27 protein-coding genes and 4 pseudogenes are annotated in these 23,025 nt (G+C 69.6%); 19 read left to right on the top strand and 12 right to left on the bottom strand.

Translation table 11 applies throughout. The annotated features are described in order from the left end of the window. Positions 1 to 624 precede the first annotated feature (624 nt). The 3 genes and pseudogenes from ACZ470_RS19200 to ACZ470_RS19190 form a co-directional block, all read left to right on the top strand. Positions 625 to 920 (top strand): annotated as a pseudogene (locus tag ACZ470_RS19200) (hypothetical protein); the annotation flags it as partial. A gap of 300 nt (positions 921 to 1,220) precedes the next feature. Next, positions 1,221 to 1,364, top strand: coding sequence for a hypothetical protein (locus ACZ470_RS19195; protein ID WP_468428593.1), 144 nt, complete (start codon positions 1,221 to 1,223; stop codon positions 1,362 to 1,364). 158 nt (positions 1,365 to 1,522) lie between these two features. Beyond that, positions 1,523 to 1,786: pseudogene (locus tag ACZ470_RS19190) on the top strand (transposase family protein); the annotation flags it as partial. 222 nt (positions 1,787 to 2,008) lie between these two features. On the opposite strand, the gene ACZ470_RS19185 reads toward ACZ470_RS19190, so the two are convergent. Then, positions 2,009 to 2,704 carry a hypothetical protein gene (locus ACZ470_RS19185; RefSeq protein ID WP_468428591.1) on the bottom strand — a complete coding sequence of 232 codons (696 nt, stop codon included), beginning with the start codon at positions 2,702 to 2,704 and terminating at the stop codon, positions 2,009 to 2,011. 1,131 nt (positions 2,705 to 3,835) lie between these two features. Here ACZ470_RS19185 and ACZ470_RS19180 point away from each other — a divergent pair. Continuing rightward, on the top strand, positions 3,836 to 4,021 hold the full coding sequence (locus tag ACZ470_RS19180) for a hypothetical protein (protein WP_468428674.1): 186 nt from the start codon (positions 3,836 to 3,838) through the stop codon (positions 4,019 to 4,021). A gap of 770 nt (positions 4,022 to 4,791) precedes the next feature. On the opposite strand, the pseudogene ACZ470_RS19175 reads toward ACZ470_RS19180, so the two are convergent. Next, positions 4,792 to 5,124: pseudogene (locus tag ACZ470_RS19175) on the bottom strand (MFS transporter); the annotation flags it as partial. Positions 5,125 to 5,854: 730 nt separating this feature from the next. Between ACZ470_RS19175 and thrS the strand changes: the two are divergent. The 3 genes from thrS (at position 5,855) to ACZ470_RS19160 (ending at position 8,242) form a co-directional block, all read left to right on the top strand. After that, positions 5,855 to 7,084: a threonine--tRNA ligase gene (thrS, locus tag ACZ470_RS19170; protein WP_468428670.1), complete on the top strand. Its 1,230-nt coding sequence runs from the start codon at positions 5,855 to 5,857 to the stop codon at positions 7,082 to 7,084. A 170-nt stretch (positions 7,085 to 7,254) separates the two neighbouring features. Then, positions 7,255 to 7,464, top strand: a complete 210-nt coding sequence (locus ACZ470_RS19165; RefSeq protein WP_468428589.1) for a glycoside hydrolase family 125 protein — start codon at positions 7,255 to 7,257, stop codon at positions 7,462 to 7,464. Between the two features lie 136 nt (positions 7,465 to 7,600). Further along, complete coding sequence (locus ACZ470_RS19160) at positions 7,601 to 8,242, top strand: hypothetical protein (RefSeq protein WP_468428587.1); 642 nt, start codon at positions 7,601 to 7,603, stop codon at positions 8,240 to 8,242. A gap of 220 nt (positions 8,243 to 8,462) precedes the next feature. Here the strand turns inward: ACZ470_RS19160 and ACZ470_RS19155 are convergent, their stop codons facing one another. After that, positions 8,463 to 8,600, bottom strand: coding sequence for a hypothetical protein (locus ACZ470_RS19155; protein ID WP_468428585.1), 138 nt, complete (start codon positions 8,598 to 8,600; stop codon positions 8,463 to 8,465). A gap of 62 nt (positions 8,601 to 8,662) precedes the next feature. Here ACZ470_RS19155 and ACZ470_RS19150 point away from each other — a divergent pair, with 62 nt between their 5' ends. Then, on the top strand, positions 8,663 to 8,845 hold the full coding sequence (locus ACZ470_RS19150; protein ID WP_468428583.1) for a hypothetical protein: 183 nt from the start codon (positions 8,663 to 8,665) through the stop codon (positions 8,843 to 8,845). A 108-nt stretch (positions 8,846 to 8,953) separates the two neighbouring features. Here the strand turns inward: ACZ470_RS19150 and ACZ470_RS19145 are convergent, their stop codons facing one another. Continuing rightward, complete coding sequence (locus ACZ470_RS19145; protein ID WP_468428581.1) at positions 8,954 to 9,424, bottom strand: NUDIX hydrolase; 471 nt, start codon at positions 9,422 to 9,424, stop codon at positions 8,954 to 8,956. A 719-nt stretch (positions 9,425 to 10,143) separates the two neighbouring features. Then, positions 10,144 to 11,079, bottom strand: coding sequence for an SDR family oxidoreductase (locus ACZ470_RS19140; RefSeq protein ID WP_468428579.1), 936 nt, complete (start codon positions 11,077 to 11,079; stop codon positions 10,144 to 10,146). Positions 11,080 to 11,208: 129 nt separating this feature from the next. Here ACZ470_RS19140 and ACZ470_RS19135 point away from each other — a divergent pair, with 129 nt between their 5' ends. The 3 genes from ACZ470_RS19135 (at position 11,209) to ACZ470_RS19125 (ending at position 14,204) form a co-directional block, all read left to right on the top strand. After that, complete coding sequence (locus ACZ470_RS19135) at positions 11,209 to 11,775, top strand: TetR family transcriptional regulator (RefSeq protein ID WP_468428577.1); 567 nt, start codon at positions 11,209 to 11,211, stop codon at positions 11,773 to 11,775. 128 nt (positions 11,776 to 11,903) lie between these two features. Continuing rightward, positions 11,904 to 12,560: a hypothetical protein gene (locus tag ACZ470_RS19130; protein ID WP_468428575.1), complete on the top strand. Its 657-nt coding sequence runs from the start codon at positions 11,904 to 11,906 to the stop codon at positions 12,558 to 12,560. A 267-nt stretch (positions 12,561 to 12,827) separates the two neighbouring features. Further along, the gene (locus ACZ470_RS19125) at positions 12,828 to 14,204 is read left to right on the top strand and encodes a hypothetical protein (protein ID WP_468428573.1); all 1,377 of its coding nucleotides are present in this window, start codon (positions 12,828 to 12,830) and stop codon (positions 14,202 to 14,204) included. 142 nt (positions 14,205 to 14,346) lie between these two features. On the opposite strand, the gene ACZ470_RS19120 is transcribed toward ACZ470_RS19125, so the two are convergent. The 4 genes from ACZ470_RS19120 to ACZ470_RS19105 form a co-directional block, all read right to left on the bottom strand. Beyond that, positions 14,347 to 14,718: a fic family toxin-antitoxin system, toxin component gene (locus ACZ470_RS19120; protein WP_468428572.1), complete on the bottom strand. Its 372-nt coding sequence runs from the start codon at positions 14,716 to 14,718 to the stop codon at positions 14,347 to 14,349. Further along, entirely contained in the window at positions 14,715 to 14,972 is a 258-nt protein-coding gene (locus ACZ470_RS19115; RefSeq protein WP_468428570.1) for a hypothetical protein, read from the bottom strand. Before ACZ470_RS19115 ends, ACZ470_RS19120 begins: the two co-directional genes overlap by 4 nt. Positions 14,973 to 15,005: 33 nt before the next feature. Further along, positions 15,006 to 15,686, bottom strand: coding sequence for an SDR family NAD(P)-dependent oxidoreductase (locus tag ACZ470_RS19110; protein ID WP_468428568.1), 681 nt, complete (start codon positions 15,684 to 15,686; stop codon positions 15,006 to 15,008). A 117-nt stretch (positions 15,687 to 15,803) separates the two neighbouring features. Continuing rightward, positions 15,804 to 16,514: a DsbA family oxidoreductase gene (locus tag ACZ470_RS19105; protein WP_468428566.1), complete on the bottom strand. Its 711-nt coding sequence runs from the start codon at positions 16,512 to 16,514 to the stop codon at positions 15,804 to 15,806. A 106-nt stretch (positions 16,515 to 16,620) separates the two neighbouring features. On the opposite strand from ACZ470_RS19105, the gene ACZ470_RS19100 reads away from it, so the two are divergent. The 5 genes from ACZ470_RS19100 (at position 16,621) to ACZ470_RS19080 (ending at position 19,581) form a co-directional block, all read left to right on the top strand. Beyond that, on the top strand, positions 16,621 to 17,040 hold the full coding sequence (locus ACZ470_RS19100; RefSeq protein WP_468428565.1) for a winged helix-turn-helix transcriptional regulator: 420 nt from the start codon (positions 16,621 to 16,623) through the stop codon (positions 17,038 to 17,040). 114 nt (positions 17,041 to 17,154) lie between these two features. After that, on the top strand, positions 17,155 to 18,063 hold the full coding sequence (locus ACZ470_RS19095) for an RNA polymerase sigma factor (protein ID WP_468428563.1): 909 nt from the start codon (positions 17,155 to 17,157) through the stop codon (positions 18,061 to 18,063). Next, positions 18,032 to 18,538, top strand: coding sequence for a hypothetical protein (locus ACZ470_RS19090; RefSeq protein WP_468428561.1), 507 nt, complete (start codon positions 18,032 to 18,034; stop codon positions 18,536 to 18,538). Before ACZ470_RS19095 ends, ACZ470_RS19090 begins: the two co-directional genes overlap by 32 nt. After that, a complete protein-coding gene (locus ACZ470_RS19085) occupies positions 18,535 to 18,948 on the top strand; it encodes a CU044_5270 family protein (RefSeq protein WP_468428559.1) in 414 nt (137 codons plus the stop codon). The genes ACZ470_RS19090 and ACZ470_RS19085 overlap by 4 nt, the downstream gene beginning before the upstream one ends. Before the next feature lie 165 nt (positions 18,949 to 19,113). Further along, positions 19,114 to 19,581, top strand: a complete 468-nt coding sequence (locus tag ACZ470_RS19080; protein ID WP_468428558.1) for a cupin domain-containing protein — start codon at positions 19,114 to 19,116, stop codon at positions 19,579 to 19,581. On the opposite strand, the gene ACZ470_RS19075 is transcribed toward ACZ470_RS19080, so the two are convergent. The 3 genes and pseudogenes from ACZ470_RS19075 to ACZ470_RS19065 form a co-directional block, all read right to left on the bottom strand. Beyond that, the gene (locus tag ACZ470_RS19075) at positions 19,548 to 19,853 is read right to left on the bottom strand and encodes an MmyB family transcriptional regulator (RefSeq protein WP_468428669.1); all 306 of its coding nucleotides are present in this window, start codon (positions 19,851 to 19,853) and stop codon (positions 19,548 to 19,550) included. The two genes, ACZ470_RS19080 and ACZ470_RS19075, sit on opposite strands and share 34 nt — an antisense overlap. Before the next feature lie 197 nt (positions 19,854 to 20,050). Next, positions 20,051 to 20,251, bottom strand: a pseudogene (locus ACZ470_RS19070) (helix-turn-helix domain-containing protein); the annotation flags it as partial. Between the two features lie 111 nt (positions 20,252 to 20,362). After that, positions 20,363 to 20,803: a nuclear transport factor 2 family protein gene (locus ACZ470_RS19065; protein WP_468428556.1), complete on the bottom strand. Its 441-nt coding sequence runs from the start codon at positions 20,801 to 20,803 to the stop codon at positions 20,363 to 20,365. Positions 20,804 to 20,924: 121 nt separating this feature from the next. Here ACZ470_RS19065 and ACZ470_RS19060 point away from each other — a divergent pair, with 121 nt between their 5' ends. The 3 genes from ACZ470_RS19060 to ACZ470_RS19050 all read left to right on the top strand — a co-directional run bounded on the left by ACZ470_RS19060 (position 20,925) and on the right by ACZ470_RS19050 (position 22,967). Then, entirely contained in the window at positions 20,925 to 21,476 is a 552-nt protein-coding gene (locus ACZ470_RS19060; protein WP_468428555.1) for a TetR/AcrR family transcriptional regulator, read from the top strand. Positions 21,477 to 21,738: 262 nt separating this feature from the next. Continuing rightward, positions 21,739 to 21,867 carry a hypothetical protein gene (locus ACZ470_RS19055; RefSeq protein ID WP_468428553.1) on the top strand — a complete coding sequence of 43 codons (129 nt, stop codon included), beginning with the start codon at positions 21,739 to 21,741 and terminating at the stop codon, positions 21,865 to 21,867. 164 nt (positions 21,868 to 22,031) lie between these two features. Continuing rightward, a complete protein-coding gene (locus ACZ470_RS19050) occupies positions 22,032 to 22,967 on the top strand; it encodes a hypothetical protein (RefSeq protein WP_468428552.1) in 936 nt (311 codons plus the stop codon). Positions 22,968 to 23,025 lie beyond the last annotated feature (58 nt).

Here is a 23,025-nt window from a genome sequence, read left to right as displayed (position 1 = left end):
TGCATCCGGCGCATGGTCGACGACCTCGGGCCGGCAGGCCTGTGGGAACTGGCCCACGGCACAGCCATGACGCAAGACGATCTCTCATGGGGCGCCGCCGCGGTCCTGGCCGAAACAGATCCCAGTGCCGGAGACCTGCTGGGGTTCACCGGCGGATGTTCACCGTCACGTTGGCAGCGGTGCCGCCGGCGACCGCGACGACAACCGCCGCCTCGACTTGGCCGATGAGCACCAAGAGGGCCACCGTAGCAACAGACAGTAAGCTCGTGACGGCTGTGATCCAGCGGAGAAAACGCCTCGTCTCAGGTTCCGTCCGGGTACGGTCGATAGATGTCATGGGTTCTGCTCTCCTCGCCATCGGATGTGTGACCCCACGACAGACGAGAGGGAGACCTGAAAGAGGCCAGCCGCCAAGCAAGAGCCTCCTACGGGTCTCCCTTCGTCATATCGAAGGGCCCGCTGACGCCGAGAAGAGTACGACGCCTGTAGATGATCTGTGTGCCGCTCCGGACAACCCCGGTCCGCCGAATGGGTGACCGCCGGGTGAGGAAACAGCGACGTTCCAGCCTGCGCGTCCGGGACGCGCGGACAGTAGCCGTGAGCCACCGGCTCAACAGCGCTGAGATGCGAATAGCGGGCGTGACCAGGGCGAAGGCTGAAGACCTCGCGCCGCAGGCCCCCGGGGGTGTCGCCTCCTCGCTCGGTAAGGGGCTTATCGCTCCAGCCTGGGCATGCTGCTCAAGGGCTGCGGTCTGCGCGTCGTGATGCAGAAGCTCGCCTCGTACCTCAACGTCACACCGGGGACGATGAACCCCTTCCAGCACGGCGGGGTGTTCGTCACCAACGACGGCGCCGAGACCGGCCCGCACACCGGCCACTACGGCCGCAGTCTGGACGACACCACCGACGTGACCTTGGGTCTGCCGTAACGGTCGCGCGGCTGTTGTGCCGCACGCCGGCCCCGCCACGCAGCACAGTCAGGAGGCCAGCCAGCGCCAGGTACGGCGGGCCACACAGAGAGCAGCCGCTACAGGTGCAAGGCGAGAATTCCGCTGTCTGCGAGCGCGGGTGCCGCCTGGGAAATGCCATCAATCTTTCCAGCAATAACGCCAGGTGATGTCACCGATAGACGTCACCAGCCGACAGTCGGGATCGCTTCTCATGCACCGGTCAGACGGTTGGCCACCAGGAACTGACGCTGGCACGGTAACGACATCTCCTTGGTGACACCGCAGCGGTACTTCACAGTCCTGTATCTGGCCTGGCAGCACCCGTCACTGGCCATCCCCCTGGGAACGGCGGCCACCGTGATCACGGTCCCCGTCACCGTGTTCGGCATCATCCTCGTACTGACGAAACGCTGACTGGACGCCTCGCGGAAGACAGGTGCGAGCACGGCTCGGTGCGGCACTGGCCGCCCGACGCACGTCCATTTGTACGCCGACAACCAGCCCCGACCGGCGTGTGCCGGTCGGGGCCGAGCGGCGCGGTGTCGGTGAGTGCAGCGACGTGCGATCGGTACTGCCAGGGCGTGACCGTCCTCGGCGACGGCGCCTGCATCAACACCCGACTGATCGTCCCGCACCGCAAAGGCCCCGGACGCCCGCTGTTGAAAGGCAAGGAGGAGGACAACGCGCAGCATCGCAGGGTCCGCGCCCGTGTCGAGCACACCTTCTCCCGCATGAAGACCTACAAGATCCTCCGCGACCGCCGGCAGCGCGGCGACGGCCTCCACCACGCCGTCCAGGCCGTCGCCCACATGCACAACCTCGCCCTCGCCGCATGACCGCACACGCCCGACCACCGCTCCGGCCTGCGGAAACACGGCCTTCTGCAACACCCTTCAGGGCGGCCCGACACGTCGGGCTCCCGACGGCGGAAGTCGTAACGTACGACTTTCCCGACGATCTCCTCGGCGCGCAGCAGGATCTCAACCAGGTGCGCGCCGAGCTCACCGTCCTGAACCGATGGGCCACTGGAGTCCTGTGCTGTTCGCAGCTCCACTCCGTCAGTGCGCGGGCGGGACGGCCGGATCTGCGTCGTCTGTGTCCACGAGTCGGCCAGCGAGGTCAACGACGAGATCCACGGCCGAGGCGAGGGCAGCCACTTGGTCGCCGACAGCAATCCACGCCTCCCGCAATGCCTCCTCCAGCCACTCGATGCGGCGGGACAGGCCCTTCACCTCCTCGGTGAGCTGACGTATTTCCTCCTGCCTCAGGCCGAGCGCCGCCAAGGCCTGTTTTCGAAGGGAATTGAGTTGCTCGACCTTCACGGCGTGCCGACGGTGAGCGTCGGCCAGTTCCGCCGCGAGGCGTGTGGCCTCGTGTTCGGCGTCTGCCAGCCGGTCCCGGAGATGGAACACTTCCTCCTGCGTCCGGTACAGGAGCAGCCGGTCGGGGTGCCGGGCCTGGAGCCAGCCGTAGAAGAGCCTTGTGGTGAGCGCGATCTCCCGGTTGAGTTCCACAGGGCTGGCGTGCGGTGCGGCGAGGATATGCAGGCCCCTGATCACAGCGGGACGAGTGGGCTGGTTGCCTGACAGCATCTTGGACAGGGCCGACTCGCTGGCTCTCATGGCCGAGGCGTGTCCTTCGTCAACCAGACGGCTGAGACCAGCGCTCGCCACGGCACGGGTCCCGATGGACGAGGCCACCTCACGCAGGCGTTCCAGAAATTCGCGTTCGGCGGGCGAGATGTTCGGGTCCAACGGCGCCATGGAGCGCCCACGGCGGCGAGCCGTGGAACCGTCCGGCTCCGTAGCCATCATGTCCCCCCGTTCCGTGTGGCCCTTGCGTCTGGATTCTTGCGCCGGTGGCAAGTTGCCCGCACTGCGAAAGAACCCCGTCCTCTTTCTCTTTCTCCTGGTGGAACAAATACTGCGAACTCCATCCTCTCAGTCACGGCACCGTGTGTGTGCCGGAACGGGAGGCATCGCCGTGATGTACAAGCCCAGCCGTCGCGCGGCAGACCGCAACGCACAGTCCTATTCCCGACACCTGCTCAGGCCTGAGGTCCTGGAACTGGCTGCCCTGGTGCTTCTCATCGCAGTCGCCGCTGCGGTGTACGTACTCGCCGGGCCAGCGGGTTTCTCCGCCATCGTCAGCACGGGTGGTGGGCTGTTCGCCACTTGGCGGACGCGACGGAGCCTCGGCCGGTCGCGGCAAACCACGGGAACAAAGTGACAGAAGCGCCGTCACCGGACCGTGAGTGATCTCGACTGTGGAGCCGTCCGATGTCGCAGTGCCCACCGCACGGGTACGCTCGGCCTCCGGGAAGTATCGCAACAGCAATCAGCGGTAGCTCACTGAGGCCGTGCCACGTCATCCACGGGGGCCGACTTCGCTGTTTGGGTGGGGCTGGGCCTGGAGCCGGTCGCGGAGGCCGATCTCTTCAGGGGTGAGCGGGTCCTCGGGCCGGCGGATGCGGGCGGCCTGGGCCGCCGCGGCGCGTCGTCGTCCGCGGCGGCCTGCTCGGCTTCGGCGAGCGCGCGGTAGAGGGCGGCGACCGACGGGGACTTGCCCGTGGTTGCCGTTGGGCGCGGCGATGACCTGGCCTTCGAGGGTCTTCTCCCGGATGTAGTCGCGCTCGATCCTGATCGATAGGACCGACGCGTCCGGGTCGGCTGTACGCAGAAACATGCCAGGAGCCAGCAGGGACATGTCAGAACGAACATGTCGGTGCAGGCCCCGGCCGTTCCGCCCGACCGTGCGCGTTCCTCGCGCGCCGACCGCAGCCACCAGCGGCGCCGGGCCATCCCGCAGCCTTCCGGCCGAGTCGGCGCCCCTCTGCGGGGAGGCCGACTCAGTGGCCACCCACCCGACCTCGCCTGGACAGCGAGGTGAACAAGCAGCGCAACGCCGTCGAGTGCCGCATCCACGCCTCGAGCCAGTGGCGCGGCCCGGCCACTCGGACCGTCGGGCCCGCGATCGCCCGCCAGGGCGCCGCCGAGGGGAGTGACGCCCGCACCGTGCGCGTTTCGGCGCTCGAGCTCATTGGTAGCCTCGGCTTCGCAGGCGTCGCCTGAAGGCAGCACGGAGGCCATAGGAGCATGAGCGAACCGTCAGGGCGTGCCCAGGTCCGGCTGACCGAAGCACTACGGCTGGAACTGGTGGCGGCGGTCCCGGGCGGGTGGGACCGCATCCTGTTGAAGGCATCCGTGGTAGGCGGGCATACGGCGACCCGATGCGAGGTGGAGCGCGACAGCAGGCCGGGCCGCGAGGTCCTGTCCACATCCCGCGCGGTGTCGGACGTACTCGGTGAGTTGCGGTCCGTGATGTGCTCCCCCGGCGCCGGGACATGGTCCAGCATGGCCCTCACCATCACCGCGGCAGGCGACGCCGAGAGCGCCTTCGACCATGACGGCGAGCCGCGGTTCGCGCCGCCGCTCGACCCGGAGGCGTACGTGCGTGACCTGCAACGGTTCCCGCGGGACGCCGGCACACGCCCCGCCTGGCTTCGGACACAGGCTGCTGCCGCGGCACTCACAGGCAGGCAGCGGCGGCTCGCCGACCTCGGCCGTGCGCTGATGCGGTCGGCGGCGGGCCCCGACGCGCCGCTCGCCGTGACCGCGCTGCCCGAGGACGATGCCGTCATGGTCGCCCATACCGTGCGTGGCGGCGGGCGCGTATACGTCGCCGCGGACGAGACCGTCCTGTTCGCAGGCTCGGCCGCCCCACCGCACGAGGCGCTCGAGGTCTTCCGTTCCGGCGGCCGCACCCCCCGGGAACACTTCCGGCCGACGGGCGGGCCGGCGCTGACGCTGATCCAGTTGGTCGTTTCGAACAGGCTGTTGGCGCGAAGACGATGCTCGGGCAGGACAAGTGCCTTCAGGTGCGCGCCGCTCGCCGCGTCGAACGCGACAGAAGCCGCCGTCTGGAGAACGCCGACGACACACAGCTGGGTGAAGGTGAGCCCGTCGAAGGCCATGGCGACGGCAATGCTCGCCAGCAGCACACAGCGGGCCAGGTCGGCGGTGATCATGACTGGCCGCTTGTACTGGTGCTCGATACGCACACCGAGCGGCAGAGCGATCACCGCACTGGCCACCGCAGACAACGCAGCGAGCACAGAAACCTGGAACGCCGAGGCATCCAGCACCAGAAGGGCAATCAACGGCAACGCCCCCATGCCGACGGCACTGCCCGCGGCGCTCACCGCGTAGCCGACCCACAACCACGGAAGTCCTGCCCGAGCGTGCTCCGCCGTACCAACCGAACCTCCCGAGGTACGAAGCGCTCAGCGTAGTGACACTGACCGTCCTCCACCCCGTGATCAGGCCACCACGGGACGCTTCTCGGAGCGGAGCCGGTTCCGCGAACACGCGACGTCGCCTCCGCAACCAACGGCATCGACGACGGTCTGGATCGCCTGTCTCGCAGGCTCGAGCCGGGCCACGAGGCCGTCGGCAGGGTTGTCGCTGCGGCGGTCACACTGACGCAACTCGCACGCGCACAGATGCAGCCTCACTACCGGCACCCGCGGCAGCGACCCCGCTAGCGCGGCGCCTCGCTCCAGCTACGGACTGAGAGCAGCGACCTCTCCACCCGCCTGGAAACGGCCTACGGGGAGATCCGCAGATTGCGCGGCCTCTCCCACTCCGGCCGGCTCGAGCCTGAGAAACACAAGAACAACGTCCCTTCCTGAACTCGTCACACGACGGTCGAGAAAAGACCGTCCTGAGACCGGGGCCCCTGCTACCGTGATCGACATGAAGCGCGCTGCCATGACGACGACGCCGGAGAGTGTCCCGGCGCGCTGACAGACGACCTGATCCGAAGCCCCGGGGCAAGTGCCCCGGGGCTTCGTCGTACGCCCGGTCACTTGCTCCGCAACCAGCAAGGAGACCGCCATGACCACCGTGCACGACCACCGCAAGCTCGGCCGTGAACTGGGCCTGTTCGACACCGATCCCCTGTTCGGCGCCGGCCTGCCGTACTGGCTGCCCGACGGCGCGGCCGTGAGGCACACCCTGGAGGAGTACATCCGTGCCGCCGAGCGGCAGGCGGGCTACCAGCACGTGTACTCGCCAGTGCTCGGCAAGCGGGAGCTCTACGAGATCTCGGGGCACTGGGCGCACTACAGCGACGACATGTTCCCCCCGATGGACCTCGGCGCCGAGCAGGTCGTCCTACGGCCGAGCCTGTGTCCTCACCATGCGGTCATCTACCGCTCCCGCTCCCACAGCTACCGCGAACTGCCGCTGCGCATGGCCGAACTCGGCGGCATGTACCGCTCCGAACTCTCCGGCGTGCTCGGGGGGCTGACCCGTGTCCGGGCCATCCAGCTCAACGACGCGCACATCTTCTGCACCCTGGACCAAGTCGCCGAGGAGGCTCAGGCAGCACTGGAGATGATCCGCCGGGCCTACGAGGCACTCGGCATCACCGCGACCCGCTACCGGCTCTCCCTCCCCGGCCCCGGCGGCAAGTACGTCGCCGCACCCGAGAAGTGGCAGCGATCCACCGCCCTGCTGACCGACGTCCTCGATCACTCCGGCCTGCCCTACGAAGCGGCTGAGGGGGAGGCCGCGTTCTACGGCCCCAAGATCGACGTCCAGGTCACCGACGGGGCCGGCCGGGAGTCCACCCTGTCCACCGTCCAGGTCGACTTCCACCAGCCCGAACAGTTCGACCTGCACTACATCGGCGCGGACGGCGCCAAGCACCGCCCGGTCATGGTTCACCGCAGCATCATCGGCAGCGTGGAACGAGCCGTCGCCCATCTCATCGAACAGCACGGCGGCGCCTTCCCCGCCTGGCTCGCCCCCACTCAACTGGCGATCCTCCCCATCTCCGACACCGAAATGCCGAACGCCGCGGAGCTCGTCCAACGCTGCACCGGCCTCGGACTGCGCGCCGAGATTGCCGGCCCGGAACGGGGCAGTCTGGGCGCACGCATCCGAGAAGCCCGCCTGGTTCCCTACCAAGCCGTCATCGGCACCAAGGAAGCGGCTGACAACCTCGTCGCACTGCGACTGCGGGACGGACGCCGACTCGACCCGCAGCCGGCCAACAATGTCTTGACCCACATCAGCACCCTCATCGATGCCCACAGCACCGAACTGTGGAACAGCGCAACCAGTTCATAGCAGACGAGTTCAACCTCAACACCTTCCGAAGGCAGGGGGAGGAAGGCCGCGCCCCTCCCTCTGCCCCGTGGAGGACACGTCCGCCATGCAACCAACCTGGTCAAGGCGATAAGCACCGCTTCAACTGGCCATAAGCCAGGGCTTGGGGCGCGCGCGGCCAGGACGACGCCGTGCAGGGTCTGACCAGCAACGACAGCACGGAGCGCGGCACGGCTCTGCGGACACTCCTGTCGACCGACGCGGGCACGGGTCAGATGCACGAGCCGTTCCGCAAGGACGGCCCCCGCCGCTTCACCCGCCCGTGGTTCTCCTGGGCCAACGCGATGTACGCCGAACTCGCTCCGGACGTCGCGGGACTCGGCACCCGTCCCCTGTGGTGAACCCCGTCGTGGCGGTCGGCCCCTCACCGGGTTCGGGGAGGACTTCGACGCGGAGGCGTGCAGGCTGCTGCCGGAGCGCGTGCGGACGTTCCTCGCCTCGGTCCGATCCCCGCCGCCAACCTGTCATGCTGGGTGCATGCGCGTCGCCATGGTGCTGCCAGTCCTGTTTCTTCTGGTCGGCTGCGGCAGTTCGCCCGAGCCGCCGCCCGCGCCCAACCCCGATCCGCTCCCGGTGCCAGTCACCGGGCCCGAGTCGGACCTGGTCCTCGACGAAGAGGAGATCGAGGAGACGCTGCCGAGGCTGCCTGAAAACCCGTCACTGACCCAGAAGGTCCTGCACGAGATACGTGTGGAGACCGTGAGGCACGCGGCGATCATGGGCACGACCAGCGCCGACTGCGACGGCGGCGAGGTGAGCACGGAGCCGAACGCGATCACGAAGTGCCACGTCACCTACGACAACGTGACCGTGCCGTGGCAAGTCAACGTGGACTCCGGCAGCAATACCGACCTCATCGTCGCCTATTCCACCGCGCCGCTGAAGGGCCTGCTGCTCGCCCGCGCCGTCCACGGTCGCTTCTGGAACGGCCACCAGAAGGACTACGAGGACCTGCGGTGCAGCGACATCCCGCACATCTCGCTCGCCGAACTCGGCAAGGCCACCGGCTACCAGTGCCAGTACGCCGAGCGCGGGTCGGACGGGACCCTCGTGCGCAAGAACCTGGAGGTCCGCCTCACCGACCGGGGCGGACTCGAGTTCTACAACCCCTCGCCGTGACGACAGGCCTCGCGGCATGAGGAGTACTTTGCCGCGCATTCGATCCGCGACGGCGGTGCGCCTCGGCGACCTCGTCACCGGGGAGGGGAACTCGGTACGGTCCACGAACGCGGCTCACCTTGGCGAACGAACCGGGGGACGCCGCCGGGCTCGGCTTCGCTTCGCGCCGGAAGCCCACGCGCGGGGCTGGAGGCGGTGGCGAGCACCGCCTTAACGAACATCACCTCAAGACGTATGCGTACCGGCCCCAATGGCAGCCGAGGTCGGGCAGGACGCCGGTGGTCCAGGCCTCCTCGAGAGCGCGGGGGCCGTTGTTGGCCCAGGCGGTGACGATCGCGTCCCAGCAGGGCACATCCATCTTCCGGCAGGAGACGACGCGCTGGCTCGGTCGGGGCCGGCCTTGCAGGCTTCTCGGACCGGATGCGGGCCGAGAAGGCGTACGACTCCCGCTGGAATCGCTCCTTCCTACGCGGACGCGGCATCAAGGCGAGCCTCCCTGCGGGCCGCGTCCGCGACCGCCAGGATCTCGCCTGCCGCGGCGGACGGCCGCCGACGTCCGACGAGACCGGCTACCGCGAGCGGCTGCCGTTGAGTGCGGGTTGAACCGGCTCGAGCGCCGTCCGGCTGTGGCCGCGAGATGCGACAAGCTCGCCGTCCGCTCCGAGGCGACCGTCCAACTCACCCTCATACGGCGATCTCTGTGACCGCACCTCATACACGATCACACCACGGGCCGTCCGGCACCAGGGCGCCGAGCACGCTCAGCAACTGCGGCGGCTCAACCTGGTCCGGCAGCGAGTCCAGATCCGACCACGCGATCCAGGCATGCGTGTCCAGGTTGGCCTGCTCGTCGGCGAGCAGGCCGGTCCGCACCAGGGATGGTTGCTCGTCGGCAAACTGAGCGACGAAGAAATGCTCCGTCCCGGTGTACCGCTTGCCGTTCCACTGCACATCACGGTCGACGAGCACCGACCGGTCAAGGACGGCAGCCGGGTCGAGTCCGGTTTCCTCGGCCAGTTCACGTCGCGCCGCCACCAGCGGTGTCTCGCCTGGCTCGATGCCACCACCGGGCGGCTCCCAGAGCCAGGTCCCGTCGAAAGGATCCCGCCAGTGCAGAAGAAGCAGGCGGTAGGCAGCGTCCAAGCAGATGACCCGAGCGGCGGGCCGGTGCGTTGATTCCACCGTCCTGACGCTATGCGGTGCTCGAAATGTCGATCAAGACCTGCCTTGATCGACATCTCACACGGCCTAAGCGAGGACCCCGACGACGAACGTCTGGCGAAGCTGGCTGCCTGTCCCGGACTTCGGGCGCTCCACCCCCACCAACAACACCTGATGACCACCATCGGCATCCACGGCCCCACCCCTATGCCGCTACGACAGCCGCCCAGCGAACCAGACCAGTCAGCCAACCAAACTGATCAACACCCACTGGACCGGTCCAGAACAGGAACTCCGCAGTTCACAGGCCCGCCCAGCCGGAACCCGCAAGCAACGCCAAGCATCCCGCCAGCACACACCACACCGCCGAACCCATCCAGCCAACTGATCAGCCCAGCTCAACGTCCTGGACACCGATCAGAACGAACGAACCACGGCAGGAGGCCGCCACCAAACAGCCTTGCCGGGACAAAACGCTCCTTTGAGAGGCGGTTTATGCAGGTACCGAGAGACCGAGCCTGAAAAGATGTCCGCCGCCTGAGCTGCCGCGACCTACGTGCCCCCTCCCCGCCGGTCGGCGGCGGGCCCGCCGGAGTACAACGACCGCCCAGAACGGCGGATGCGCCGCTCACACCTCCTGGCTGTTGTCGTCGAGGTCGACGGCATCCGCGGCGTGCAGGTCATCACCGACCTTCATAGTTCTTTGCCCGCCACGGGAGGACAGACAGACGAGCCGGATTTCACGCGGTGCGGAAGTAGTGGCCCTTGTCGAGGTCGTCGATCAGGCCCGGTTGGGTGGGCTGCCAGTCGATCAGCTCGCGGGTCTGTGCGCTGGAGGCCGGCTGGTCACGGGTGAGCACCATGGTCAGCCAGCCGAAGTGCTGCTGCGCCTGCTCGGGCGGTACGGCGGCGGTGGGCACGTCGAGGTGGCGGCCGATGGTCTCGGCGATGTCGCGCAGGGCCACGCCTTCATCGGCGACCGCGTGGAGCGTGGAGCCGGCGGGGGCCGTCTCCAGGGCGAGGCGGAACAGGTGGGCGGAGTCCAGGCGGTGGACGGCCGGCCAGCGGTTGCCGCCGTCACCGTAGTAGCCGGCGACGCCCTTCTCGCGGGCGATCTGGACCAGGGTGGCGACGAAGCCGTGGTCGCCTTCGCCGTGGTTGGTTCGCGGCAGCCGCACGACCGAGGAGCGGACATCTCGGTCGGCGAGTGAGAGCACGTACTCGGCGGTGGCCATCCGCGTCATCGGGCCGGCGGCCTCCGGGGGCACGGCGTCGAGCGGCGGGACCTGGTGCCCGTCGCGCTCGGTGGCCGCCCGTCCTGCCTCCACAGGCGTGCCGGAGGCGAGGACGAACGGCTTGCCGGTGCCGGCGAGCGCCTCACCCATCGCCTCGACGGCGGCACGGTCCGCGTCGGCCGCGGCCTTGAAGTTGCCGTGCTGAAAGGCGAGTTCGTGGTTGAACGCAAGATGCACCACGCCGTCGGCCGCGGCGGCCGCGGCGCGCAGGGCGGCGAGGTCGTCGAGGCTGCCGCGGACCGGCTCGGCCCCGGCGGTGGTGAGTGCCTCGGCGGAGCGGTCCGAGCGGGCGAGCCCGAGGACCTGGTGTCCCCCGTCGATCAGGTCGGGGACGAGTGCGGAGCCGATCCAGCCGGATGCACCCGTGACGAAGACACGCATGGAAGTGACCTCCTCGTAGATCCACTGCCGTAGCCGCCGGACGCGGCAGCAGGACAAATCCAATGACAGTGACTGACATCAACAACCTAACACGTGATGTCAGAGACTGTCATCACGTAGGATCGGCGCATGGGACGATGGGAGCCGAACGCGCGCGGACGACTCGCGCAGGCCGCACTGGAGCTGTACAGCGAGCGCGGCTTCGAGCAGACCACCGTGAAGGACATCGCCGCTCGCGCCGGCCTCACGGAGCGCACGTTCTTCCGCCACTTCGCCGACAAACGCGAAGTGCTCTTCCCCACGCACGCCCTCCAGGACGCGCTCACCACCGCCCTCGCAGCCATCCCCGTCGGCACGGCGCCGCTCGAAGCGGTGGCCACCACCCTCGAGACCGCCGCGGAACAGTTCCAGGAACGTCAGGAGTTCGTGCGCCGGCGGCAGGCCGTCATCGCCGCGCACCCCGAACTCCAGGAGCGCGAGCTGACCAAGCTCGCCGCGGTCGCCTCGGCGCTCACCGACACCCTGCGCGACCGCGGAGTCCCACAACCGGCCGCCGGCCTCGCCGCCGAGGCCGGGCTGGCCGTCTTCAAGGTCGCTTACGAGCGGTGGCTCGGCGATGCGGACGCCCGAGAGTTCACGCAGCACATCAGAGAGTGCTTCAGGGAACTCGAAGCCCTTGCCGTCCGCAGTTGTTGATGATCCGGTGTCACCCGGTTCGAAGGCATCGACGGACCGCTGATGAGGGGCTTGAGCAGCGCCTTCACCCGAGCCGGAACAGCTCTCCGTGACGCGGATGTCGTCTCGCCCCGCGATACGGTGCTGTCATGCCTCGATCAGTCGAAACCGGATCGGTCCTGTCTCCCGTCACCGCGGACGACGTCGACCTTGCCGTGCGGCTCGCCGTGGGCGTCCTTCGGGACGCACCCCCGGAGGAGTGGGGCGGCAAGGCCGGTTCGCTGGAGTGGGACTGCTGGGAGACCGTCGAGCACCTCGCCAACGACCTGTTGTACTACGCCGTCCAGCTGGGGCCCCAGCGCCCGCCGCTGGACACCCATGTGCCGTTCGCGTTGCGCCGGAAGAGGCCGGACGGACCCGCGTACTTCCTCTTCGCGGAGCGTGACGCGGGCCCGGCCGGCCTGGTGCAGGTGCTGGAGGCGTGCGGCGCGCTGCTGGTCGCCATGGTCCGTACGACACCGCCCCGGGTCCGCGCCCACCACGCCGCCGGGGTGTCGGATCCGGAAGGCTTCGCGGCGATGGGGGTGGTGGAGACGCTGGTCCACACGCACGATGTGGCGGAAGGCCTCGGGCTCGCCTGGACCCCGCCCTCCGCTCTCTGCTCACGGGTGCTCGCCCGGCTGTTCCCGGAAGCCCCCCAGGGCACGGATCCCTGGCCCACTCTGCTGTGGGCCACCGGCCGCGCCGAACTGCCGGGGCACCCTCGTCTCACCACGTGGCGCTGGGTCAGCACACCGCGGCCATAGGAAGGAATGGGCTTCAACCGCGGCCCGGCCGATGATCGTGCCCCTACCGCGGCGAGAACGCACCGGCCTCCGGCCTTGATGCCCTCGATCACGGCGCTGGTCACTGTCGGGCGGCGCAACGGCGGTCTCGCGAGTCCGAGTCCGGTCCGAGGCGAGCACCACGGCGGCGGCGACAGCGTGCACGCCGCACAGGTCAGGGTCGTCGGCGCATCGGACACCGGCGGCTCCACCTCCGTCCAAGTGAACCAGGGTGCAGTGGCTCGCGTCGTGCTGGATACCGCCAGTGACGAGGAGGCCGAGGAATTGGAGAGCGATGCCGTGGTCGCCAGGGCCCCGGGCGCGGAGTTCGACACGGACGGCACGGGCGGCACGGCCGGCCGTCCCGCACCCCCGTCGGTACGGAGTCGGGTGCTGCGTCGGTCGCGTCAGCTGGCCGCCATTCTGGCCAGCGTCTGTGCCCTGCTGGGTGCGGTGCGGCTGGTCGTGCCCGCGACCGCCGGCGTGGACGGCGAACCGCCCGGGGTGACACGCCAGTTGGCGTTCCTGCGTGAGGCGCTGGACGACGGGGCCGGCGACGAGGCGCAGAGCATGTTCCCCGAGGGCTACTTCTTCCTGCACGCGCTCTACGGTCTGAGCTGGGTCGAGCTGGGGATGCGGGCTCCGGCCGACGAGCGGTCGACGGCGCTGCGCGAGGCACGGTGGGCTCTGGCGCGGCTGGAATCTCCCCACGGCCGCGCCCCGTTCAGCCCGGACCTCACCCCGCCGTACGGCGTCTTCCACCGCGGCTGGAGCAACTGGCTGCGCGGCGGAGTGCTCGGCCTGCAACCGGCCGGGCGGCGCAATCCGGCGGAGGTACGCCGCTTCGCCCGTGACTCCGCCGAGCTGGGCGCGGCTTTCGACGCCTCGGCGTCGCCTTATCTGGAGGCCTACCCGGGGCAGGCATGGCCGGTCGACTCGACCGTGGCGATCGCGTCGCTGCGGCTGCACGACAGCCTGCTGTCCGACCGGTTCGCGGGGACCGTACAGCGGTGGCTGCGGGAGGTGCGCGGGCGGCTCGATCCCGGCACCGGGCTGCTCCCGCACCGGGCCGCCCCGGACACAGGGGAACCCGTCGAGGTGGCAAGGGGCACCTCGCAGAGCCTCATCCAGCGTTTCCTGATCGACGTGGACCCCGCCTTCGCCGGTGAGCAGTACCTCCGCTTCCGTGAGTGGTACCTCACCGAGCCGCTCGGTCTCGGACCGGCCGTACGGGAGTATCCGCACGGCACGGACGGCCCGGCCGACGTCGACTCCGGCCCGCTGCCGCTGGGGGTGAGCCTGTCGGCGAGCGTGGTCACCCTGGGCGCGGCGCAGGTACACGGCGACGCCCCACTCGCCGCGGCCCTGGCAGGCCTCAGCGAACTGGCCGGGGCTCCGATCGACACACCGTGGAGCAAACGGTACGCCTTCGGTCTGATTCCGGTCGGTGACGCGTTCCTGGCCTGGTCGAAGACCGCCCGCCCATGGGTGACCAAGACACCGCCCCCACCGCCGGCGACCGTCCCGGTGTGGTGGCGCGTCCCGTTGCTGTCACTCCTGGCCGTCCTTGGTGCCCTGCCATGGGTGCCTGCCGTGGTACGCCGCCGTCGCGCCACACCGCTGTGACGGCGGCCGGCCGGCTGACACCGACAGGGCGCTGACCGGGGGATGCTGCGGCCAGAGCCAAGGGCGGGGTGACCAATGACGGCCCGTGCTCCCTCACCGGGTGACGGTCAGATGGCTGGAGCGCGGTGTCTCGTCGGGGGTTTCAGGGTTTCCAGGTGTGCAGGAAGGCGGCGATCCGGTCGGTGGTGCAGCGTGGGTTGCTCAGTTCGTGGGCGAGTGCGGTGAGCTGTTCGCGGGTGGGGTTGACGGAGATGTTGCTGGCCTCGAGGTACATGACGGCGACGGCGCACGCGACGGTGAGGTTGGAACGCTCCAGCCAGCGGCAGCGGCCCAGGGTGTGCACCAGGGCGGCGGCGCGGGCGTAGGGGCCGTCGTAGACGGGGTGGTCGAGGAGTTCGCCCCGGTGGCGGGCGACGGCGGCGATGGGGACGCCGTAGTCGTCGGGGGCCGGGTCGCGGTGCCCGGCCCGTTCGGCCACTTCGAGGATCCAGGATTCGTCGACGTACAGGATCACGCGGCGGCGCCCGGCTGCCGCGCGGTGTACGGGGCGTCGAGCTGCTGCTCGAGATCGTCGAGGAAGGCGCCGTGCTCGTCGATGAGACGCTGGGCGGCTGCCATGCCGGCCGCGCGGGCGCCGGTGGTGTCCTCGATGATCAGCCGCTCCACGTACTTGTTGAAGTCCAGGTGGCGGGCGGCGGCAGCCGCCTTTCCGGCCGCGAGCACGTCTTCTTCCAGCCGGACCTGCGTCTGCTTTTTCGAGGAAGCCATGACAGCATGGTAGCAGGGTGGTAGCAGCAAAGGTCAGGCGTTGAAGACGGCCTCGGAGCGGTCGCGGTTTTCGTGCAGGTCCCAGTACAGGGGGGCGATCTGCTCGGGCGTGGCCGTCGGGCTGCCTTCCGGGCCGCCCCCGCCGATCCAGACGTTGATCACCACGTGGGCGGCGTGCACGCCGCTGCCGGCAAGTTCCTTGTTCAGGTTGATCACCCAGTTGCGCAGAGCCGCTTGCGCCGCGTTGGCGTTGCCGAACATCGGCACCGGGTCCACGGAACCGCCGCCGCTGGTGAACAGCAGGGTCCCGGCGCCCGCCTCGCGCATCGCGGGCAGCACCGTCCGGGACGCCGTGACGGCGCCGTAGAAGGCGTACTCGATCAACGGCTGCAGATTGTCCACCGTGACCTCCGAGGGAGGGGCGATGGCGAGGCCGGGCACCGGGGAGTGCGGGGCCGGCGAGTACTCCAGTACGTCGATGCCGCCGAAGCGGTCCTTGGCCGCGTCGAGGGCATCGGTCAGGGAGGCGCGGTCGAGGATGTCGGCGGGGAACGCGGCGGCCGTGATGCCTTCCTGGCCCAGCTGGGCGACCAGCGTTTCCAGCTTCTCCTTGGTACGGGCGATCAGGGCGACGTCGAAGCCGCGGCTGCCGAAGGTACGCGCGATGGCCAGGCCCATGCCGGGGCCGGCGCCGACGATGGCGAGAGTGGGCACAGTGAGATCTCTTCCGTGTTGTGACCGCCGGGACATGCGAGGTTGGATGCCCGGTCGGCGTATGGATCAGGTGTCTGGGTCAGGTTCTGGGTCAGGCGTCTAGGTCAGGTGTCCGGATCAGGCGTGGGCGGCGGGAACCGCGCAGCCGTCCGGGCCGCAGATCGCCGCGTCGTCGTCGGCGTCGGGAACGGTCGGGTGGGTCTCGTCCCAGGCCTGGCGCAGGATGCCGAGCAGGGTGTCGGTGCCCTGCGCTCCCGCAAGGGCGTATCGGCCGTCGATGACGGTGAAGGGGGCGCCGGTTGCCCCGAGTCGCTGCGCCTCGTGCGCGTCTTCCCGTACCTGACGGCGGTAGCGCCGGTCGGCGAGCACCTGGCGGGTCTCGTCGCGGTCCAGGCCGATCTCGTCGGCCAGGCCGAGCAGGTCGTCGAGCGTGAAGATCGACGCGGCTCTGCCGAAGTAGGCGCGGAAGATCATGTTCCAGGCTTCGCCGTTCTTGCCTTCGGCGGAGGCGTGCGCCAGGAACTCGTGGGCGAGGTCGGTGTTCCCGATTCGGTTGTCCAGGACCCGGTAGGGGGTCAGGCCCTCGGCGGCGGCCATGCCTTCGATGTCCGGTGCGCCGGCCTGCCCGGGGATGACGCCGTACTTGGCCGGCAGAAAGTCTCGGACGCCGAGCGTGCGGTGCTCGGGGAGGCCACTGCCCAGAGGGAACGAGCGGTGGACCACCTCTACGTGGCCCCTGTGCTCGAACCGCTCCACGGCCCGGTCCAACCGATGGCTGCCCAGACCGCACCAGGGGCAGGCGACCTCAGACCAGATCTCCACCTTCACGCCCTGACCTCCAATTCCTACTGTTTGTTCGTAACGCCATTGTGAGCCAGTATGGGAGGCGATACAAAAGGCACATCGGTGTGCGCGACGGAGAGGAACGGGCGCCATGCAGGACAGCGCGGGTATCGGGATGGCGGCTTCGGTCGGGCCGTGCGCGAGCATCCCCGCCGATCACATGGACTTCATCCGCCAGGTGCTCGACCGGGTGGGCGACAAGTGGAGCATGTTGATCATCGCCGTCCTGGAGGGCGGCCCGATGCGCTACACCGACTTGCAGCGCCAGATCCCGGGCATCTCCCAGCGCATGCTGACCCACACCCTTCGCCAGCTCACGGAGGACGGGTTGATCAGCCGTACCGCCTACGCCGAGGTGCCACCGCGCGTCGAGTACGCGCTCGCCCCGCTCGGCGGCGGCCTGAACGACATCGTCAAGCAGATGATCGGCTGGGCGGCCGACCACCACGACGAGATCCGCGCCAACCGTTCCCGTGCCGGCGCCCCCGCCTCCTCCGCGTCCCGCTCCTGAAGGCGTCACGCTTCGCAGTCGCAGAAGTGAGCAGTTCTGTCCGCCCCCGACCACCTCGCCCGCGTGTGACGCGGGTCACTGAAGCGCCGTCGGCGCCGAGGGCAGGGAAGGAGTGTGGAGCTTTCACTGCGCGCCCGCGTGCGAGCCGGGGATCCGGATGCGTTCGGGCAACTCTTCGACGAGCACGCCTCGGTGGTCCACCGGCACGCCTTCCGGCTGACCGGCGACCGGGTGGTGGCCGACGACATCGTGTCGCTGACCTTCCTGGAGGCTTGGCGGCTGCGCGAACGGATGCTTCCGGGCGGTGACGAGGAGAGCCTGCGCCCGTGGCTGCTGGGTATCGCGACGAACGTCACGCGCAACACCACGCGGGCGGCGCGAAGACACCAGGCCGCGCTCAGCAGAATCCCTCCCCCCGACCCGGTGCCGTACTTCGCCGAAGACGTGACACAGCGGCTTACGGACGCCGAGGAACTGGCCGCCGCGCACCGGGCGTTGTACCGGCTGCGCCGCGGGGAGCGGGAGGTGTTCGCGCTCTGCGTGTGGGAGGGCCTGGACTCGGCCACGGCGGCCCGGGCCTTGGGCGTGGCCGTCGGCACCGTACGGGCCCGGCTCTCGCGGGCGAGGAAACGGCTGCGCAAGCTGACCGAGCTGGAACTCGACGGCGGCGGTGGCGGTGGCGGGAGCACCGACAGTGGCAACGGCAACGGCAACGATCGAACACGGGTGGCATGTGCGGCACAGGCGACATGCGGTGTGCCGAAGGCGGTGCCGGACAGCGGGACGTGCAACGCCCTGCCGCGGTCGGACAGTCACTGTGCAGCCGCCAACAGGCGGCTCGGTCCACGCAGGAGAAGAAGCAATGAACACCCACCCGCGACGACGCGGTCGGCCGACCGACGACCACGATCTGGCCGAGATGCTGCCCGCGCCGGGCCGCCCGGTGCTCGCGCAGGACCGGGCGGCCCGGCGCGTTCTGAGGGAACACCTGATGGCACACATCACCCAAGAGTCCCGCCCTGAACGGTCCGGCTCGCCGCACCCCTCCCCCACGGTCCCCGAACGCCGCCGCCCCGGGCGGCGCCCCGTCCTCGTCGCGGCAGCGCTGGCGCTGGTCGCCGTGGTGGGACTGGGCGCGGTGGCGGTCGACGGTGCGCGGAACGGCAAGGCCGACACAGCTGCGGGGGCCACCACGGACGACGCTCGCGAGGCCACGCGGCTACTGGACCGGATCGCCCTGGCGGCGGCCGAACGACCCGCCGTCACGGTACGTGACGACCAGTACATCTACACCAAGTCCCAAGGATCGGCTGCGGAGTTGGGCGTCGACTTCACCGGTTCCGAGGAAGTCGGACAGCAGGAGGAGTGGGGCGCGGACGCCACGGTCCCGCAGCACAAGGGGTCCGTCCGCCAGGAGGAGTGGCGGTCGGTGGACGGCAGTCGGGCCGGTCTGCGGAAGGGCGTCGCGATCGCCGACCCTCCCAGCAGATGGTCATGACCATGCACGAAGTCGGATACCTGACCTACCGGCAGCTCCAGGCCGTGCCCACGGATCCGGACGCCCTGCTGAACAGGCTCTACGGCGACGCCAAGAACGTCGAACCGAGCCGCCGCGCGGAAGTGGCCATGGAGAACATCGGAGCCATCATCGATGGCGCCGCCCTGCTGGCCGACCTCAGTGCCGCGATCTACCGCGCCATGGCCGAACTCCCGGGCGCGCGCGTGGTGGACCACGCCAAGGACGCCGCGGGGCGTGCGGGTGTCGGCCTGACGTTCGATGGCTCCCCGGAGGGTTACGCCTGGGTCTTCGACTCGTCGAGCCTCTCCTACCTCGGAACGACCAAGACCGCGCTCCTGGAAGTGGGCGTCACGGACGAGAAGGGCGAGGTGCCGGTCAGCTCCTCCTGAGCCCGCTACAGAAGGAGCAGCAGTAGACAAAGCTTGTCCGAGCAACTTCCCTGCCTCTCCCTCTTGTATTGCGCAAGACGCCTTCCTATCCTCGAACTACCTGCTCGAACAATCAATGTAGCCGGCGACAGGCAGTCGACTCGCCTTGGGAAGAGGATGATGACCATGAGCATGCCGTTCCTGGCGCAAGCGGACGAGCAGCAGACCCTGGAGTGGATCGGCGGAAGCACATTCTCTGTCCTGCTCGACAGCGAGGCCACCGATGGACAGCTGACCGTGGGCCGGTTCCGCGTCGAGAAGGGCGAGGCTCCGCCCTTCCACATGCACACGCGTGAGGACGAGGTCTTCATGCTCATCAGCGGCAGCGCCCTGCTGTGGGTCGGAGACGACCGGATGGAAATGACCGAGGGCGGCATCGTCTACCTCCCCCGCAACATCCCCCACGGCTACCGCATCACCTCTGACACCGCCGACCTCCTCATGATCGCCACCCCCGCGGGCATCGAGGGCATGTTCCGCCACGCGGGACGCGACATCACCACCCCCCGCCCCGAGAACTTCGCCCTCGACCCCGCCAAGATGGCCGAAGCCGCCGACCTCTACGGCCAGATCGTCGTCGGCCCGCCCCGCTGAGAGCGGAAGGCCACTGCGCGACGGGCCCGGATAGTGGCTAGCGCTGGCGTGTCGGGCGGATGACGAGTTCGTTGACGTCCACGTCGTTCGGCTGGCCGATGGCGTAGGAGATGGCGTCTGCGATCTGTCCGCGGGGACGGCGTCGGCGCCACGCGGTCCCAGTCCGGATAGAAGTCCCGCGCGTCCGGGTCGAAGAACACCAGCCGCAGCAGATCGTCACCGTAGGTGTGACCGTCGAAGAGAGCCCTTCCCAGAGTGTTGGACGCCAGCACGCGCAGACAGCGGTCCAGGACCACGGCGGGCGATGAGGCCAGGCCGCCATCATGCGCAGCAGGTGAGGGCTGACGGTGTCGCGCCTCGGCGGGGCCGGGCGCCGCCGCCTCCCGGAGGACGGGAGAGCGAGCCCGTGCAGGTGCGCGGCCGCTTCCCCGTCCAGCGCCAGTGCCTCGGCCAGCGCCTCGACGACCTGGACCGGCGGGTGACGCTCGCGCCCCTGCTCCAGACGTACGTAGTAGTCGGTACTCACACCGGCGAGCTGCGCGACCTCCTCGCGACGCAACCCCACCACGCGGCGCCGGCCACGGGCCACCACGCCGACGTCCTCGGGCCGGAGCAGCTCGCGGAGGGCCCGCAGGAACTGCCCGAGCGGATTCTCCGTGCTGGTGTCCATGACTACGGGGCCAGGCACGGACCCGCGCCGACACGAGCCATGAGGGTGGGTGAGGTACTCCTAGGACCCCGGCTCACACATCGGCGGGGACGGACGATCCGGTGCGTGCTGTCACGACGCTGCTCCTCTCAGCTGCGCGCAGAGGGCGTCGAGCGTGTTGGTGGCACGGGCGAGCCCGAGGTGATCGAGGTAGTCTCGCGACTCGACGATCAGCCCGTCGCGGATCCGGAAGACGATGATGCCCGGCGCGGCCCAGCCCCCGTCGCCGCGGTAGGTGAACTCACCGATGGCCACCTCGGGGTCAGCGGTCTGGTGGACGCGTACGTCCTCGACCCGGACGCCTGCCAGGCCGGCCGACACCGCCGTGGCGAAGTGCTGCCGGAGTGCTTCGCGGCTGAGCAGCGGGGTGTCGCCGAGCGGGGTCATCGGGTGTCGGACGTAGGTTTCCTCGGCGTAGAACTCTGCCAGCTTGTCGACCTGGCTGCGGTCGCCGTTGTTCAGCCGGCAGGCGCCGTCGAGCATTTCGCGGAACGTCTCTTCAGGGGTTCGCATGACGGTCGACCCTTCTAATCGGAGTCTTCACTCCGGAAGATACGGAGTGAAGACTCCGATTGCAAGGGGATCACGGATCCCACCGGAGCGAGGGGATCACCCGGAGAGGGAGAATGGCCGGATGCGAAGCGACGCGCAGGCGAATCGGGACCGGGTGCTGGCCGCAGCCGAAGAGGTCTTCGGCGAGTTCGGCAGAGCCGGCTCGACCGAGGAGGTCGCACGCCGGGCCGGCGTCGGGATCGGCACCGTGTTCCGACACTTCCCGACCAAGCAACTACTGATCGAGGCCACGATCGTGCGGCACCTCACCCTGCTCACCGACACAGCGCGTGCGCGAGGCGAGGACAGCGAGGCAGGGGCTGCCTTCCGGACGACGTTCCGGGAGATGGTCTCAGGCGCTCCGGCCAAGCTCGCGCTCCTCGCGCTGCTGGAGGAGTCCGCCGCTCCGGCGGGCGCCCCCGATGAGGTGGAAGCCGCAGCCTCTGCGTTGCAGAACGCCGTCGAGGTGTTGCTGTCCCGGGGCCAGAAAGCCGGCGAGGTGCGCGCGGACGCAACGGTGGACGACATCTACGTGCTGATCAGGGCGCTGGCCAACGCCCGGGGCGACCGGGCTGTCGTAGACAGGGCGGTCGACATGGTGCTGGACGGACTGTCGCCACGGCGTTGCGTGTAGCCACCCTGCGGAGATCGCCCTACCGACCCACCTTGATGGCCCCTTCTCCAGCCTGGCCGAACTCCAGACCCAGGCGTTCACCCGGTACGTCGACCGGCGGACGGCCCCACCCGGGCGACCCTGGCCCGCTTCACCGGGCAGGAGACCGCCGGCCGCCTCGACGCCCTGCTCGAAGGGCTGATCATGCGCGCCCTCCTCGCGACCGAGCCGGAGCCACGGGAGGCGACCCGGGCGGCGATCGCGCAGCCCTGCGGTGCGGCGGGTGAACATCCCCACGGCCGTCGCCCTGTTCCCCGCCGACCTGAGCACACCGCCCCGCAGCTGGGCCGAACGCACCCACGACATCACCGAGTTCTTGCGCGAACACCGTGCGTGCGGCACGGGTGGTTGAAGCAGGTTGGCTGCCCTCGCGTCGTGCCGAGTACGCCGTCGGCGGATGACGACCGCGTGGGCGGCGTGAGGCAGGAGACGGGGAACCACGTCCCGGGGACCCGGCGTCCAGTCGGGCAGTCCGCTCTGACGGCGCGGGAGTGACGGAAAGCGAGGTGTGCGGACGTGACAGTCGTCCGGCCTGGAGTCGATCCCCGGTTGCACTGGGCGCGCGGCCCCGCCTCCACGCCCCCTGAAGGAGACCCGTCGGACCCTCCGCCGGCCCATCCGCCGCAGCGGCCGGCGCGGGCCTGGCCGCCGCTGTGGCGGTTGTTGCGGCGGCTGCCCGGCGGCGTGCTGTTCCTGCTGTCGCCGGCCCTGCTGCTGCTCTCCCCCTTGATGGTGCTGTACTCCCTCGCCCGCAGTGCCCGCCTCGCCGCCTGGCATCTCTTCCACCGCGGTGAGGGCACCGTCGGTCCGCACGATCCGGCCGTGGCACGGGTGAAGACCCTGCGGACCTGGGTCGCGGTCGCGGTGTCCGTCGCCGTGCTCGCGGCCTCCGGCAACTTCGACGACGTGAGCGGGCTGGTCGAGGATCGCTGGCTCGCGCTCCTGGCCACCCCCTGGCTGCTCATCGCCAGTGGTCCGGCGGTGTTCGCCGTTCTCTTCTGGTGTGCGCCGTCCGAACGGCGTCGGGCGATGCGGGGCGCCCTGCGCACACCGCTGCGGCAACTCGCCTGGTTCGTCGGCTCGTTGCTGCTCGCCCCGGCACTGATCGTGGGATTCGCCGTGGCCGAACCCTCCCGGGTGGGCGGCAGTCTCGCTGGGTGGCTGAGCCTGGCATGGGTGGCGGCCTGTGTGTGGGCGGCGTTCCTGTTCCTGTTCGCGTCGGCCGCGGTCGCGCGGACCGGTTTCGGTTCGGCCACGGTGCATCGCACCGCCCCGGCGCTGCTGACCACGGTTCTGGTCTGGGAGTTCGCCGCCATCAGCGGACTGCCTCCTAAGCCGCTGGGAGTTGAGTACGTCTTCCTCATCGGCGGCCCGATCACGGTGACGGCGATCACATGGTGGGAACACCACCGGCTGCGCACTTACCACGGGGTGACGATTCGCCATGGCTGACCCACCGGCCCGGCGAGGCGTCCCAGTCGGCCCCGGTCATCGACCGCGAGACGGCCAA

The sequence above is a fragment of the Streptomyces sp. NPDC031111 genome, assembly GCF_055570675.1.
Note: the sequence above shows the minus strand (reverse complement) of the source record. Positions and strands in the feature narration are given on the sequence as shown.